The organism is Prosthecobacter sp., from assembly GCF_044373815.1.
Classification (GTDB): domain Bacteria; phylum Verrucomicrobiota; class Verrucomicrobiia; order Verrucomicrobiales; family Verrucomicrobiaceae; genus Prosthecobacter.
Genome location: NZ_JBIPNG010000089.1, coordinates 1 through 17,543, shown reverse-complemented (window position 1 = coordinate 17,543; position 17,543 = coordinate 1). Strand labels below are relative to the sequence as shown.

Here is a 17,543-nt window from a genome sequence, read left to right as displayed (position 1 = left end):
AATTGGCGCGGAGGCACCGCGCACAACAAACGCGCATCTCTGCGCAGGATCGGCGCATTGATGCATCGGCGATGCAACTTATTAAATAGCCCAACCAAACCATGAAACTTATTCTCTCCTCCATCGTCACCATCACCGCTGTTATGACCCTGCTGGTCAATGCCGCCGCGCTCGCGGTCGATCCAGCCACCGTCGCCGCTGAAACAGCCACGAACACCGTCTGCCCGATCAGTGGCAAGGCGGTCGATCCTGCCATCACCGCCGAATACGAAGGCCGGAAATGGTCCTTTGCCAAAGAAGCCTGCAAAACGAAATGGCTGAAGGCCCGTGAAGACAGCCTGTATCAAAAGCTGGGTGGCAAACCCGCCATGGAGGCTGCGATTGACGCCTTCTATGTCAAAGTGCTGGCCGATGACCGCGTGAAGCACTTCTTTGATGACGTGAGCATGGACAAGCAGCGCCGGAAGCAGAAGGAATTTCTCAGCGCCGCCTTTGGTGGTCCGCTGCCATGGACCGGCAAGGACATGCGCAAAGCCCACGAGGGCATGGGCCTCACCGAGGTGCATTTCAACGCCATCGCTGAAAATCTCGTGAACACTCTGAAGGATCTCAAGATCAGCCAGGAACTCATCGATCAGGTCGTGGCCGTCGCGCTAACGACCAAGGACGATGTGCTTGGCCGTCCGAAGAAGGCCAACTGAGAGCTATCCATCTCTCATTGACCCCAATATACCGCCGTAGTGAGTGCCGGGAGTCGCTCGCTGCGGCGGTTTTGTTTTATTAAAGCGTCCTCGGGTGGAGGGTGGAATTTCCCGCAGGGTGTAGAGATAAGATTTTAGCCCGGTTAAATAATGGGTCTGCCTAGGAAACAGAAAGGAAACAGTTGAAGTCTGGGGTGGAATTTCGTAATTCTAGCCGAATATGCTCCGACGACTTTTTGTCCCTGTTTTAACCCTCGTGCTACTGACCTTGGTCGGATGGTACCTTTTTGGGACAAGAGAAATTGCCCCACCTTTAGTGTCCAAGCCCCCTGCGGACGGTGGGGCGCTCAAATCCAGCCCGCCGAATCTAAAACCTGCCCCGACTGCAGCCCCCGCCGTTTTTGGCACACGCGAGGCCACTCCAGAGGTCAAAGCTCAGCCGGCACCGTATATAGTAGCGCCGCAGAAGCCGGCGGATCTGGCGGCCACTACGGAGCGGGCCCGCTTCCTGCAAGACGCGCGCATTTTGCAGGAGCGCGCCACGCCGCCGGATGCGCAGGGAAACTTCACCAAGAAGCGGGTGGTGGAGGCAAAGTTCAAATACCCGTTCCTGCGCATTGAGGAGTCATGGAAACGTGATGCGGCGACGGGTGTGGAAACCATGCAGGAGCAGAAGGTGATGGTGGCGGATCATTTTCTGCTGACGCTGAAAGACGGAGTGACCGCCGGGGAGCTGCAAACGGTGCTGGACGGCCTGGGCGGCAAGGTGCGCAGGCATCTGCCGAATTCGCAGGTTTACATCGTGGAAACGGGCAGTTCTGACCTGGACTTGTACGACATCAAGCTGAGGGATTTCCGGCTGAGCGGGGCTGCGATGCAGATCGTGGAACCGGACTACGTGGTCTTTGCTTCACTGACGCCGAACGATCCTTCCTTCTCCTCCCTGTGGGGCATGAACAACACCGGCCAGAGTGGTGGAGTGGGCGACGCGGACATTGACGCGCCGGAGGCTTGGGATGTCGCGCGGGGCAGCTCTGCCGTCGTGGTCGGGATCATCGACACTGGAATTGACCATACCCATCCTGATCTGGCGGCAAACATGTGGCTGAATGCCGGCGAAATCCCGGGGAACGGGATTGATGACGATGGCAATGGCTACATTGATGACATGAGGGGCTGGGATTTCGTGTCGAATGACAATGATCCGGCAGATGATCATTATCACGGGACGCACTGTGCAGGGACCATCGGCGCGGTGGGAGACAACGGCATCGGAGTCGCTGGGGTTTGTCATACGGTGCGGCTGATGGCGCTGAAATTCCTCTCCGGCAGCGGCGGAGGTTCGACTTCAGACGCCATCGAGGCCGTGCTGTATGCGACGGCGAACCACGTGACCCTGACGTCCAACAGCTGGGGCGGTGGCGGCTATTCGCAGACCTTGAAAAATGCGATCGATGCGGCAGGGACGGCCGGCATTCTGTTTGTGGCGGCGGCAGGGAACAGCGGCATCAACACGGACCTGTCTGCCTCCTATCCCGCCTCCTATGACTCGGCGAACATCATCTCCGTGGCCGCCAGCGACAACGCGGATGTGCTGGCCAGCTTCACCAACTATGGTGCCACCACGGTGGATCTGGCGGCACCTGGGGTGAGCATTTACTCCACCAGTCCGGGTGGTGGTTACCGCACGCTGAGCGGCACCTCCATGGCGTGTCCTCACGTGGCAGGCGCCTGTGCCTTGATCAAATCAGCCCGTCCCGCGATGAACTGGTCGGACATCAAGAGCTCGCTGATGAACAATGTCGATGGGGTGGCGGGGATGACCGGCAAGGTGGCGGCGAACGGGCGCATGAACCTGGCACGCGCCTTGATCATCGCATCGGAGCCGTATGTGACACTGACTGCACTGCAGGCCTCTGACAGCGGCCTGCAGGGAGGTGCTGGCAACAACGACGGTGTACTGAATTCCGGCGAGGACATCACGCTGGCGGTGACATTGAAAAATGTGGGGGCGAAAACTGCCAAGGGCGCCGCGAGCATGCTGACGGTGACGTCTGCGGGGAACAAGGTGACCGTGCTTCAGGGCAGCAAATCGTGGGGCGATCTTGCCGTGGGTGGCACTGCGTCCACCGGCGGCACACCTTTTCTCATCCGGATCGCCGCAGACACCCCTACGCCGCATGTTTTTTCGCTGATTTTGAACACGACGGACACCGAAGGCCACGCTTGGACCTCCCAGGCACAGCTCACGGTTTTCACCAGCAGCACCGTGTCCGGCCGGGTGACGGCGGTGACGGGCGGCTCGGGCATCGCAGCGGCTTTGATCAACTACACCGGGACGTCCACGGGCAGCGTCGTGGCGGCGGCCGATGGCACCTACAGTGTGAAACTTACCGACGGAACTTATGAGTTCCGCGCCACAGCGCCCGGCTACAATCCGTCCGCGAGCACCTCCGTGACAGTGCCGCCGAATCCTGCCGCGGTTGATTTCGCACTCGGGAAATCTCGCATCCAGGTTGCACCTTCCACCCTTGCCTCCACCCAGTATGAGGATGCCGTGGCGACGAAAACCTTGACGCTGACCAACAATGGTGACCAGCCGCTGACATTTGACGTCAATTCGGTGCCGCGCAGCTCGGTGCTTTCACTGGACCCGGGCACGGCCAGCATTCAGGCTCCGCCGATCCTGGGTGTGCTGGATGCGGCGGCGGAGACGCAGCCTGCAGGCGTGAAGCAGCTCATGCGCATCGCGTCGGGATCGACGCCACTGCCTTTTTCGGACAGCTTCGAAAGCGGCACCTTGAGCGGATGGGCAAGCGGTTCCGGCGCCGGCACACGAGAAATCGTGTCCACCACCGCCGCCTCAGGCAGCAAGAGTTTTCACTACAACTACCAGGGAAGCACCGATCACTTTCATGGCATCAACCGTGACTTCAGCCCTGGCTCCAAGCCCAAAAACATCTCCTTCTGGGTGAGATCCGGCTCCACGACCACGCATGATGGCTACTTCGTGCTCACAGACGGCACCTATGGTGATGACTTGATCTGGTTCTTTGCACGGGGTTCGGGCTGTTTTTACGTCAATGGCGACGTCGGCGGCGACGAGACCTTCAGCTATCAGGCCAATGTGTGGTACCACGTCGAGTTTCAGGATCTCGACTGGACGGCGAAAAATTTCGACTACTACGTCAACGGCACGCTGGTGAAGGCCAACATTCCATTCCGCAATGCGGCGTACGTGGACGAAGTTTCTCAGCTGTGGCTTTATAACTTCAGCACGGGGTCCGAAGCTTGGTGGGATGACATCCGCATGATGGATTCCAGCCTGAGCTGGCTGTCCCAGACACCCACCGGCGCCACGCTGGCGCCCGGGCAGTCCACCACGCTCACGGTGACCTTTGATGCGACCGGCAAGATCGCGGGAGATTATCTGGGCCAGATTGACATCAGTTCAAATGATCCTGCCAGCCCCGTGGTGTCCGTGCCGGTGACCATGACGGTGCAGCAGCAGCCCAACACGCCGCCCGTGGCGGATGCGCAAACGGTGACGCTGAACGAGGATGCGCAGGCGGTCATCACGCTCACTGGCAGTGATGCTGATGGAAATGCGCTCACCGCGCAAATTCAGACGCTGCCTGCCCAGGGCAGCCTGTACCAGACGAGTGATGGCACCAGCCTTGGCGAACGCATTGCCACAGCGCCGGCGATCGTTTCCAACAGCGCGAAAAAAGTCATCTTCGTGCCGCCGCCGAACGCCAACGGCACGCCGTTTGCCAGCTTCCAGTTTGTGCTGAATGACAAGCGCTCCCAGTCCACAGCGGCCACGGTGACGCTCAATGTCACGGCGGTGAATGACCTCCCGGTGGCCTTCAATGATTTTGCCTCGGGCCTGCCGGGGCAGATGATCACGCCCATCACGGTGCTGGCGAATGACATCGATCCCGATGGCCAGAGTTTGACGGTCAGTTCCTTCACCCAGGGTCTCAAAGGAACCGTGGCCAGCAATGGGGACGGCACGTTGAGCTTCATGCCGAATGGCAGCTTCACCAGCGGGGAGGATTCTTTCACCTACACCATCAATGATGGAGCCGGCGGCACTTCCACCGCCACGGTGACAGTGGCCGTGGGCCTCCTGGCCGCAGGCCCCTGGCCGATGATGGGCAGGGACGCGGCGCACACCGGCTTTTATCCTGGCTCGCTGAACGGACAGACGCTGTCTCAGGCGTGGACGCTGCAGGTGGCCCCGCAGGCGCTCAACCAGGTGTCCATCGCGGAAGGGAAGGTCTTTGCGACTCCGGACATCTATTTCAACGAGACGCAGCTGAGTGCGGTGGATCTGACGACGGGCACTCTGGCGTGGAAGAAGCTATGGCCGGTGCAGGCGCGCTCGCTCAACGGCCCTGCTTATTTCGGCGGCGTGCTTTATGTGCAGCGTGGCAACCACAGCAGCGACAGCCAGCTTTGGGCACTGAATGCGACTGACGGCAGCACGAAATGGAGCACCCCGTTCAGCGCCCAGTGGGAGGAATACCTGCCTCCCACAGTGACCGACACCTCCGTATTTACAGCCGGTGGCTCCTACGGCGGTACGTATGGCTACAACCGCACGACGGGCGCCCAGTTGTTTTTCTCCAGCCTTGACCAGTATGACGGCTGGACTCCCTCCTTCTACAACGGCAAGGCTTATTCCTTCGTGACAGGGAAGTTCCGCCAGCACAATCCCACCTTGGGAACCATCGACTGGACCTTGGACCTGACCTGGAACTGGAACGGCTATACCATGGGGCGCACCATGGCGATCGCCTCGGGTGCCGCCTTCGTCGTGAACAATCGTTCTCCATCAAATGAACTGGTCTGCATTGATTTGACCACGCAGGCGGTGCGCTGGCGTGTGCAGACTGGGTTTGCCGCCGCGACGCCGGCAGTTGCGGGTTCGTCGGTGTACGCCTTTGACGCTGCTGGAAACGTCCAGGCCTATGACATCACCAGCGGCGCTCTGCTTCGAACCTACACCACGGGCATCGGCACCTCAGGTCTCTACCAGCCCATTGTCACCAACGACACCCTCTTCGCCTGTTCTTCAACGAGCACCGCCATTCACACACTGAGCACTGGCACCAAGACGCAGACGATCGCTGCGGGGGGCATCCCCAGCCTGAGCAACAGCTATCTGCTGCTGGCCGGCACGGATGGCGTGCTGCGCTGCTATGCCGTGATGGGGGCCAACACCGCCCCCGTCGCCACGGCGCTGACGGCCACCTGTGTGGAGGATCAATCCGTCACCCTGACGCTGCCCGGCACGGACGCGAACAACAACCCCTTGGTGGGGCTCATCACCACCCTGCCGGCCAAAGGCACGCTGTACCAGACCGCAGACGGCGTGCAGGTCGGGGATCCGATCACGCTGGTTCCTGTCGTCGTGAAAAATCCCCAGCGCCAGGTGATCTACCGTCCTGCCCCCGATGGCTTCGGGACGGCTTACACCACCTTCAAATTCAAGGTGAACGATGGCACGATCAGCTCCGCCGAGGCCACGGCGACGATCAATGTCACCAACGTCAATGACGCCCCGCTCGCCATCGATGACACCGTTTATCTGCGTGCTGGAAGCCCCCTGACGGCCTACCTGCCGACGGCCAACGACATCGATGCAGACGGAGAGGCCTTGCAGATCGTTTCCTTCACCGCTCCATCCAAGGGTGCTCTCACCCAGAACGGGGATGGCTCGCTGCGCTATGTGCCGCAGGCAGACCTTACAGAAGGCACTGACAACTTCCAATACACGCTGCAAGACGGAGCGGGGGCGAGATCCACCGGAAATGTCCAGGTGCTCGTCAGCGCTTCATACGGCAAGGAGTGGGCGCAGTACGGCAACGGGGCGGATCACACAGGCCGCTATCCGGGCTCGCTGGGCACTCAGCCTTGGATCCAGCGTTGGGAGTACGCATCCAGCATCGCCATGACCCCGCTCGCTGTTGCTGGTGGAAAGGTCTTTGTGGCTCCGACCAACAGCATCAATGAATCCAGCTACCTGATCGCGCTCAACGAGAGCACCGGCGCTGAGGTGTGGCGGGTGAAGATGGCGGCAGGCGGTGTGAACCCGCCCAGCTACTATCAAGGCAAGGTCTATATCCAGCATACAGTTTCCAACGACTACCGTGTGCGTGCATTCGATGCGGCGAACGGCACCGCCCTTTGGAACTCTGCCTACTCCAGCCAGGGCTATCGGCACTATTCTCCTGCGGTATCGGATCTGGGTCTGTATATCAACGGTGGCACGTATGGGGGCATTTACGGCTTCGACCCGACGACGGGAACGCAGAAATTTTACAACGCGACGCTGGCTCAATATGACCGATGGACACCCGCCATTTACAACGGGCAGGTGTACTCCTTTGTCGAAGGCAAGCTGAGCCGTCATCATCCCGAAACAGGTGTTTCCCAATGGACACTGGATCTCGGCTGGAACTGGTCCGGATGGTCGATGGACCGGACGGTCTGCCTGGATTCTGGCAAAGCCTACGTTGTCACCAATTCGTCGACCGGCGGTGACCTGGTCTGCGTCGATCTGGCAGTCCCGGCGGTGGCGTGGCGGGTTTCTGGGACGTTTACGGGAACTCCGGCGATCTCCAACGGCATCGTGTACGCCTGCAGCGGCGGCGTGGTGAAGGCGTTCAATGCTTCCACCGGCCGGTCAGTGGCGGACTACACGGCTGGCACCGAAACCGGCCTGAACGGCGCTCCAGTCGTCAGCAATGACCTGCTGTTGATCGGATCCTCCTCCAAGACCTACATCTTCAATCAAGCCACGCGCGCTCTGATTCAGACGCTGAATTTTGGCAGCCAGATCGCAGTTGCCAATGACCTGCTCTACCTTTCCGGCACGGATAACAAAGTGCACGTTTATGGCAGAAGCGTTCCGACGAACCTGATCCCCGTTGCGCAGGCGGCGCAGGTGGGAATTCTTGAAGAAGCGGAGGCCGCCATCAAACTGGAAGGCACGGATGGCAACGGAGAGGCGCTCAGTTATGTCGTACGCACCCTTCCGGCGCAGGGGACGCTGTATCAAACAACCGATGGTTTAACGAAGGGCGCTGTGATCAACCAGGCGCCGGCGCAGGTGCTCAACAGCACCGGCGTCATCATCTATCAGGCCCCGCTCAATGTGTTCGGTGCGGCAGCCGGATCCTTCACCTTCACGGCCCATGACCAGATTGCCTCTTCCGCTCCGGCCACGATCACGGTTAACATCACACCGGTCAATGATCCTCCTGTGGCCATCGCTGATGTCGTGGCCCTCCGTCCCGGAGAATCTCTGGCGGGCTTCCAGCCTCAGGCCAATGATCGTGATCCGGATGGCGACGTGCTCAAGGTGGTTTCATACACCCAGGGTGCCTCAGGACAGGTCACGCAAAGCGCGGATGGCACCCTGCAATATGTGCCTTCCGCCGGCTTCACTTCCGGCACGGACACCTTTACCTATACCATCAGCGACGCCGCCAGCGCGCAGGCCACCGCCTCGGTAAGCATCGTGCTCAGCACCACGCTGGGGCGTTCCTGGCCCACCTTTGGCGCAGGGCCGGACCATACCGGCTTCCTGCCCATCAGGCTCGGCACTGCGGCCTTCACCCAGCGCTGGCAGACCAATCTGACCAAGTCCGCGCATCAGCTCGCGGTCTCCGACGGAAAGGTTTTCGCGAGTTTGCAGGTCTATTTCCAAGACTCCAGCCTGGTGGCGCTGGACAGCGCGAGCGGCGGCGAATTGTGGCGGTCAAACTTCACGCAGGCTGCTTACATGAACCCGCCCACCTGGTTCAATGGCAGTGTGTACATGCAGTACGCCTATTCCAGCAGCAGCAAGCTTTATAGCCTCAATGCCACGAGCGGGGCCACCGCCTGGAGCTCGCCCTTCAGCGCCCAATGGGAAAAATACCTGGCTCCGGCGGCAGATGCCACGGGGGTTTACGTGAACGGTGGAACCTACGGGGGCATGTACGGCTTTAATCCCACCTCAGGCGGCCAGATGTTCTTCCAGAGCCTCGACCAGTATGACCAGTGGACGCCTGCGCTGCACAACGGCGGCCTGTATTCCCTCGTTAAAGGCATCCTCCGCAGCCATAACAAGACCTCGGGCGTCACTCAGTGGACTTTGGACTTCGGCTGGGCGGGCTCTTCCATGAACCGAACCATCGCCTGCGCCAACGATTGCGCCTATCTGGTCAACGACTCCGTCACCATTCCATCGGGCGGTAAGGAGCTGATCTGCGTGAATCTCTCCACTCACGCCGCCGCCTGGAAGGTGCTCGGCAGCTTTGTCGGCACACCCGCCGTGGCACATCAGGCGGTGTTTGTCCTCAGCAGCGGCAACTCCATCAAGGCGTATGATGCCGCCACCGGCATCTATGTGGGTGCGTACACCCTGCCTGGAACCGACACCGGCCTGACCGTCCAGCCCATCGTCACCAACGACTCCGTCATCGCCGCCACGAGCACCAAGACTTACATCTTTGACCTCGGCACCCATGCCTTGCGCCAGACCATTCCCTATGGCGGCAGCATCAGCCTCGCAGGAAGCTCCCTTTACATTGCTTCCAGCACTGACGGTTACATCCGCGCTTTCGGGGTGCCTGACGTGACGAACAACGCACCCGTGGCTCTGGCGCAGACCTCCACCACCCTTGAGGATACACGTGTGACATTGACCCTGCAGGGGACGGACGCGGACAATGACGCCCTGAACTTTGTCATCTCAACTCTCCCGGCCGTCGGCACTTTGTATCAGACTGCGGACGGCACCTCGGTTGGCAGTGTCATCGCGACCGTGCCAGCACTGGTCACCAACGCACAGGGCAAGGTCATCTTCCTGCCGGCGGCTGACCGCCATGCCTCACCGCTCACCAGCTTCCAGTTTGCTGCGAGCGATGGCAAGAGTCTCTCCTCGTCTGCCACGGTCACGCTCAACGTGCTGCCTGTGAATGATGCGCCCGTGGCGCGTGCAGATGCCCGGGTGGCTCAACCCGGACAGATCGTCAGCCCCATTCGTGAGCGGCTCAACGACTTCGACGTGGACGGAGATGTGGTCACGGTTTTGTCGTTCACCCAGCCGTCCCTGGGCTCCGTGGTGCGCAATGACGACGGCACTTTGCGCTATCACTCTCCTGCGGATGTGAGCGGAGGCAGCACCCAGTTCAGCTACACCATCACTGATCCTTCGGGAGCCACCGCCACGGCGTCTGTCTCCATCTCCATCATGCAGAGCATCACGGGATCCTGGTCCACCTTTGGCAACGGACCGGCGCATACGGGCTATGCCTCATCTGCGCTCGGCCGCACCGGCTGGGCACAGCGCTGGAGCTACAGCGCCAGCTCCAGCCTGCAACCTGTGGCCAGCGCGGGTGGCAGGGTCTTTGCCTCCTTCCGCGATTCCACCTCCAGCCGCGTCGTCGCCTTGGATGCCGGCAGCGGGGCGCAGCTCTGGTCACGAAGCTTTGCCAGTGCCTCCTCCATGAATCCGCCAAGCTGGTACAACGGGCGCGTGTATGTGCAGCGTGGCAATCATTCCAGCGACACCCAGCTCATCGCCCTGCAGGATGACACCGGAGCCACCCTCTGGTCTGCGCCGCATGCCGCGCAGTGGGACAGCTACATGGCGCCGGCGGTGTTTGATCCCGGCGTCTTTGTGGATGGCGGTTATTACGGCGGCATGTACGGATTCTCCCTCAACGGCGGTTCCCAGAAGTTCTTTGTGAACAAGGCGCAGTCAGACAGCTGGACCCCTTCCATCCTGGACTCCGAGCTCTATGCTTTTGTGAATGGCGACTTTGTCCGCCATGATCCTGCAACGGGCGCGGCCCTTTGGACCCGGTCGCTAGGCTGGGGCGGTTTTGGTTACAGCATGGGCCGTACCACCGCGCTGGACAGCCGCCGCGCCTACCTCATCAACGACAGCCCCACCACCACCTATTACGATGAAGACCTTACCTGCATCAACCTGGACACCCACGCCGTCGTCTGGTCGGTGAATGGTGATTTCAACGGCACTCCGGCTGTCTCCAGCGGAACCGTCTTTGCACTCAGTGGAAACACCGTGCAGGGCCGTACGGCGACGGATGGCAGCCTCGTCGCCACGTATGCTGCGCCGGCCGGCACCTACCTTTCCTGGCAGCCCATTGTCACGGATGATCTCGTCATCGCCGCCTCTAACAGCAATACGTTTATCTTTGGCCGCTACGACAACACATTGATCGCCACGCTGAACCGCGGAGGAAGCCCTGCCGTGGTCGATGATGCGCTGATCATCTCCAGCCCGGCCACCGGCACCGTCTCCGCATGGGCTGCGCAGCCGGCGATCACCTTCTCGCCGCCCGGGGGCAGCTTTGACCAGCCGGTGGGTGTGGTCATCGGTGCGGCAGATCCCACTACCAGAATCCACTACACTGTCGATGGCTCGGCACCAGATTTCACCAGCCCATGGCTTGTCTCCGGGGCTCCCGTCCGCATGAGCTGGAGTGGCAAAGTCCGCGCCATCTCCGTCAAAGGCTCGGAAGTCAGCCGCATCCATGAGGCTTCCTTCATCATTGCAGACTCTGATGGCGATGGCATTGCCGACTGGTGGGAAATGCAGTTCTACGGCAGTCTTTCCGCCGCCACGGACGCCTCTGACAGCGATGGGGATGGAATGACCGACCTTGCCGAGTTCAAAGCTGGCACGGACCCTCGTTCCGCCATGGACCGACTGGAGACGGCACCCAGCATTTCGCATGCTGTACCCGGCAACGAACTGGTGTTGAGCTGGAAATCCAAGGCCGGACGCCTCTACATCGTGGAATCGTCCAGTGATCTCAAAACCTGGGTTCCCGTATCGGCGGTTCTGGAGGGCACTGGTGCCACGATGAACCAAAGCATGAGCATGAATTCGAATGCCACCTTGTTCGGGAGAGTTCGCGTGCTCCCAGCTTTGATGTCGCCGTGATCCGTCCGTGGCACGAGGAGAACAACCGCGTTCCCCAAGCGGTAGAAAAAAGATGCTGAATCGCCTTCGTGGGAGCGTTTGATCTCCGCCATGAGGTTCTCTCTTTTTACCGCCGCTGTCTGTCTCGCCACCTCCCTTCACGCCGAAAAAGTCGGCCCATGGGATCTGGATGCGCTCAAAAACAACGTGCCCGCCATGAAGTGGGTGCGGCAGGATCAGCCGATTCATTCGCTGACTTATGCAGGTGAAAAGTACCAGGGCCATGACACGGAGGTCTTCGCCTTTTATGCCTCACCGATAACTCTGGGAGAGAAGGTGAAACCCGGCACCAAGTTCCCCGGCGTCGTACTCATTCACGGCGGTGGCGGCACGGCCTTTGCCGACTGGGTGCACCTGTGGGCCAAGCGCGGCTACGCAGCCATCGCCATGGATCTGAGCGGCTCGCGGCCGCCTGAGCCCGAGTTTGATCCCAAGACCGGCATGGCGATTGGCAACGGGCATCGCGGCGTACGCACGCGCCTGCCGAAGGGTGGCCCGATGCACGGTCATCCCGAAAAATTCGACTGCGTGCTCACTCCTGATACGAGCGATGACTGGCCCTTCCACGCCGCCGCGAGCGTGATGCGCGCGCACTCCCTGCTGCGCAGCTTCCCGGAGGTGGATGCCGAGCACACCGCTGTCACCGGCATCAGCTGGGGTGGGTACACGACCTGCCTCGTCGCCTCTTTGGATGATCGCTTCAAAGCCGCCGTGCCCGTCTATGGCTGCGGCTTCCTGCATGAGGGTGAGTCCGTGCAAAAGCCCAGCATCGACAAACTTGACCCCGAGCACCGCGCGCTGTGGGTGAAGGAATACGATCCCGGCAGCCTGCTGCCACGCTGCCGTGTGCCCATCCTCTTTGTGAACGGCACGAACGACGTCCACTACGTGCTCGACAGCTACATGAAGAGCTACAACGCCGTCCCCGGAGAGAAGCACATCCGCATCCAGATCAAGATGCCGCACGGCCACCCACCCGGCTGGGCACCGCAGGAAATCGGCCTGTTCATCGACTCGAAATGCCGTGGCGGTGATGCCCTGCCCAATCCGGGCGCACCGAGTGCATCCGGTGATCAGGTCACTGTCACATGCGAGAGCAAAGTGCCGCTCAAAAAAGCCGAGCTTAACTACACCACCGACACCGGCCTGCGCTCCAAACGCGAATGGAAGTCCGTCCCCGCCACGATCAAGGACCACACCATCACCACCCCCAAACCACCCGCCGAGGCGAACACCTGGTTCATCACCGTCAGCGATGAACGCGATGCGATGGTGAGCACCATGGTGGAGTTCGCGAAGTGACCGCCGTTGCTCTTCAAATCATGGCGACTCCCGCAGCTCCCCCTCCGGCACGTCTGGTCTCCATCGACGCCCTGCGCGGTTTTGACATGCTCATGATCGCCGGCGCGGGTGCGGTGATTCATCAGCTCGATGGCAAAACCGGCTGGCCGTGGGTGAATGCGGTGGCGAAACAGTTCTCGCATCCCGCGTGGTTTGGCTTCACTTTCTACGACTGCATCTTCCCGCTCTTCCTGTTTCTCGCGGGTGTGTCCATTCCGTTTTCGCTGAGCAAGGCCATCGCCCAAGGCACACCGAAAACCACGCTGTATCGAAAGGCCTTCGTGCGCCTGTTGATTCTCCTCGTGCTCGGCTTTCTGGACAAAAACGCGCCGATCCCATTCTTCGATCCACACCACATGCGCCTAGGCAGCGTGCTCGGGCGCATCGGCCTCGCGGGCTTCGTCAGCGTGGTGCTGTATTTGAATCTCAGCTCGATGAAACGGCTGGGCGTGGCCGGTGGCATCCTGCTGGCGTATTACGCCGCGTTGTTTCTCATTCCGGTGCCCGGCTTCGGCGCTGGCAATCTCACGTTTGAAGGCAACCTCGTCGGCTGGTTTGACCGCACCTACCTTCCGGGCCGCCTGCTGCAGGGGACGTATGACGAACTGGGCCTGCTCACGCAATTCCCCGCCATGTGCCTGACGATGTTCGGCGTCTTCGCAGGAGAGATCCTCAAAGGCACCACCAGCTCTCCCGCTGCGAAATTCCGCAGTCTCCTGTTCGCCGGTGCCGTCTGCCTCGCGCTCGGCCTGCTGTGGAGCCTGCACTTCCCCATCGCCAAGCGCCTGTGGACGAGCTCCTTCATTTTGGTGACCACCGGCATCTCCTTCGCTCTGCTGGCCGCGTTCTACGGCATCATCGACTTACTGAATTTCAAACGCTGGGCCTTCCCGCTCGTCGTCGTCGGCATGAACAGCCTCACCATCTACATGGCCTATCACTTCATCGATTTCGGCCACACGTCCAAGCTTCTCTTCAGCGGACTCTACCAGCCGTTGGATCCGAAATGGCATAGTGTTCTGGAAAGCACCGGCGCTCTGCTGCTGGTGTGGCTCTTCCTCTATGCGCTCTACCGGCGGAGGATCTTCTTCAAGGCGTGATGGAATGGCGTGCCCGTTCGCAGCGTATGCACCTCATGCTCGCGAAACTTACGCTGCTCACCGCACTCCTGGCCTGCGTCATGGCTCAGGCCGCGGATCTTCCGCCTGCGGTCGAAGTCGAAGGCCAGCCGCTGGCGGCCAATGCGCAGCGCGTCATGCAGGCGCTGAATTATCTCGGCAGACCGCTCGCAGATGAACAACGCACGAAACTGCAAGCCGCGATCACGGCGCGTGATGGCTCGGGAGTGCAGGCCGCGCTGGATCCGCAGGTGCTGTGCGTGGTGGACATCAGCCCCGAATCACGCGTGAAGGCGCAGCGCGGACCGGCCACCGCGCAGTTGCAGCAGGCAGGCTACACGCCCGTGCTGATCAAGGTGATCAACCACGCCACCAGCGTGGCGCGCCTGCAGATCAGCAGCCCGCAGGCCGGGCCCTCCTATGCAGGCGTGGCCAAGCTCACCATGGAGCGCGAGCGGCAGACGCATCTGCGGGAGAACGAGAACACGCAGGGCGCCGACCGCTTTCTGGAGATCAGCCTGTTTGATGCGCCGCCGATGACTGCAAATCTCAGCGGTCTGGAAGTCGAATACGCCATCGCACTTATCTATTCGAGCGAGGCGGGCAAACGCGAGGCCACACTGGTGTTCGACATCGGCCAGGGAACGCAGGATCTCGGTTTCCGCGCAGAGGTGCCGGTCTTGTTTCAGGTATCACCGGCGGTGATGGTGAAGCTCGATATCCAGGACTTCGACGGCACGTCCACCACGGCACGCCTGACCTTCACCGATGCTCAAGGCCATGTCTTTCCGCCGCAGGCGCGCCGTCTTGCGCCGGATTTCTTTTTCCAAAAACACCTGTATCGCCCCAGCGGCGCTACCGTGCTGCTGCCACCGGGCGAGTTTACAATGCAGGCATCACGCGGGCCGGAATACCGCACGGTGAAGACGCAGGCGACGATCCCGGCAGCGAAGGAAACCAAGCTCGCCGTGAAGCTTGCGCGCTGGATCCATGCGGCGGACTTCGGGTATTACAGCGGGGATCATCACATCCACGCGGCTGGTTGCGCGCACTACACCTCGCCCTCCGAAGGCATGCGGCCAGAGCACATGTTTCAGCAGGTGAAAGGCGAAGGATTGAACGTCGGCTGCGTGCTCTCATGGGGCTACAGCTTCGATTACCAGCGCCAGTTCTTCGGCCCCAAGGTCGATCTGATCAGCGAACCGCTGACGCAGATGAAATATGACATGGAAGTGAGCGGCTTCGGTTCCGCAGCTCTCGGCCATGTCTGCCTGCTGAACCTGCGCGAGCTGGTGTATCCCGGCGCAGACGGCATCAAAGGCTGGCCCACCTGGACCCTGCCCGCGCTGCGCTGGACGAAGAAACAGGGCGGCTTCACCGGCTACCCGCACTCCGGCAGCGGCATGCAGGTGAACTCCGCAACAGCGGCAAAACGCCTGCTTGGTCTATACGATGCCAGCAAGGATGCGCGGCTCACCGCTGCTGAAGCACAGAGTGCGCTGCTGCCGGAGCCGTTTGATAAAACTGATGCCGACCACGATGGCGGACTCAACGAAGCCGAACTCACCAGCAGCCATGAGCGCGTGCTGGATCTGCTGCCCAACTTCGCGATTCCCGACGCGGGCGGCCACGAAATCTTCGTCACCACCGCGCATGGCGTGTGTGATTTCATCAGCGCGATGGACACCGCACGCTTGCTGGAATGGAACACCTGGTATCACCTCATGAACTGCGGCTTTCCGCTCAAGGCCGCCGGCGAAACCGATTTCCCCTGCATGAGCGGCACCCGCGTGGGTCAGGGCCGCACGTACGTGAAGCTCGGAAAGATCGACCGCATCGATTTTAAGAAGTGGTGCGAGGCGATGGCGCAGGGCCGCAGCTATGTGAGCGATGGCTATGCGCACGCGCTCGATTTCACCGTCGCGGGCCAGCCCTCCGGCGGTGAGGTGCGCCTCGCGCAGCCGGGGAAAGTCGAGGTGCGTGTGAAGGCCGCGTTCAGTTCTGAGACCCCGCTGGAGATCGCCTATGGCGGCGCGACACCCATCGCGGGCGCACGCCTGACCGGTGACACGGTGAACTATCACGATGTCACCGCAGCGCAGCCGTATGCCGGCGGCAAACGCAAGCTGGAGCTCATCGTTAATGGTCTGCCCGCAGCCATGCGCGAGGTGTCTGCCGATGATCACGTGCACGAGATCACCTTCAGCGCCGACATCCCACGCAGCAGCTGGGTGGCGGTGCGGCAGTTTCCGCAGCTGCACACGAACCCGGTGAACGTCATCGTCGCAGAACAACCCATCCGCGCCTCACGCCGCAGCGCGCAGTGGTGCCTCGCCTGCATCGAGCAGCTCTGGCGTGTGCGGGAGAAAAACATCGCTCCGGCAGAGCGGGATGAGGCAAGGCGCGCGTATGAGGCCGCGAAGGAAATCTATCGTCGCATCGCCGCTGAGGCTCCGGCAGGCAGCTGAGAAAAAGTCGAAATCCGCTGATGAGTGCGTATCGTAACTGACGTTGCATCGGGCTCATGAAATACCCGACAGACGCAGAGATCGCTGAAATGAAGACGCGCGGCTATGACACGGAAACGATCAGGTTGGCGGTGCAGCAGATGGAGCGTGGCAAAGAGGCGTTGAAGCTATGCGAGCTCATTGAAACGGCATTCCATGGAGTGACGCTTGGGTCAGGTGTCGGCCTGCTTCAGGCCCAGGGTCTGGATGATTATGCAGATGAGGTGATTTGTGCTGCCTATCGAGAAAAGGATGAAAAAGACGACTGGCGGCGCATCACCGCCGAAGAGCTTAATCGCTGCCATAGCAGTCTAAGCTTCTTCGATGCTGAAGGAATGCGGTTTCATCTGCCTGCCTTTCTTATTTTGGATCTGCAGGGCGGCGATCGCATGGGCATGACATTCCATCTGGCCCATGCTGCTGTAGTCGATCATACCAAATTCGATCTCCTTTCACCTGAGCAGCGACATAGTGTGCGGAGCTTCCTGCTCTTTCTCTTGAGCGACCCCGACGAAGAATTTGATCACCCTCACATTCAACACGCACTGGATCATTACTGGGTTTGTCCTCCCTCATAAAAGCGAAATTTGGTGATGGGTGCGGCCCGGCGCTGACGTTGCATCGGGTTCATGAAACGGAACATCTCCCGACGCACTGGACTCAAGCTGATGACGGCAGGCACACTCATGGGCCTCGGCACCCGTGACAACGCACCTGCCGCTCCAGCCAAACCCGACGCACCAACGGATGCCTGGGCCAAAACGCATGACCGCGTATTTCTCGGCGGTGAATTCTGGGCGAATCCCATGGAAGACTGGCGCGTGAGTGAAGGTGGTGCGGAGTGCCTCAGCATGGGCGGCGGGCG

The 17,543-nt window shown here is 60.8% G+C and carries 6 protein-coding genes and 1 pseudogene; all 7 read left to right on the top strand.

Translation table 11 applies throughout. The annotated features are described in order from the left end of the window. The first annotated feature begins 101 nt into the window (after positions 1-101). On the top strand, positions 102-701 hold the full coding sequence (locus tag ACIREA_RS10010; protein ID WP_397382130.1) for a hypothetical protein: 600 nt from the start codon (positions 102-104) through the stop codon (positions 699-701). A gap of 316 nt (positions 702-1,017) precedes the next feature. Then, positions 1,018-11,673 (top strand): Ig-like domain-containing protein, encoded by a 10,656-nt coding sequence (locus ACIREA_RS10005; protein ID WP_397382129.1) that lies wholly within the window; start codon positions 1,018-1,020, stop codon positions 11,671-11,673. A 90-nt stretch (positions 11,674-11,763) separates the two neighbouring features. Next, a complete protein-coding gene (locus ACIREA_RS10000) occupies positions 11,764-13,014 on the top strand; it encodes an alpha/beta hydrolase family protein (RefSeq protein WP_397382127.1) in 1,251 nt (416 codons plus the stop codon). 20 nt (positions 13,015-13,034) lie between these two features. After that, positions 13,035-14,153 carry an acyltransferase family protein gene (locus ACIREA_RS09995; RefSeq protein WP_397382126.1) on the top strand — a complete coding sequence of 373 codons (1,119 nt, stop codon included), beginning with the start codon at positions 13,035-13,037 and terminating at the stop codon, positions 14,151-14,153. 35 nt (positions 14,154-14,188) lie between these two features. Continuing rightward, complete coding sequence (locus ACIREA_RS09990; RefSeq protein ID WP_397382125.1) at positions 14,189-16,639, top strand: CehA/McbA family metallohydrolase; 2,451 nt, start codon at positions 14,189-14,191, stop codon at positions 16,637-16,639. 56 nt (positions 16,640-16,695) lie between these two features. Beyond that, positions 16,696-17,256, top strand: coding sequence for a DUF6714 family protein (locus tag ACIREA_RS09985; protein WP_397382124.1), 561 nt, complete (start codon positions 16,696-16,698; stop codon positions 17,254-17,256). Between the two features lie 51 nt (positions 17,257-17,307). Next, positions 17,308-17,543, top strand: a pseudogene (locus ACIREA_RS09980) (twin-arginine translocation pathway signal); the annotation flags it as partial.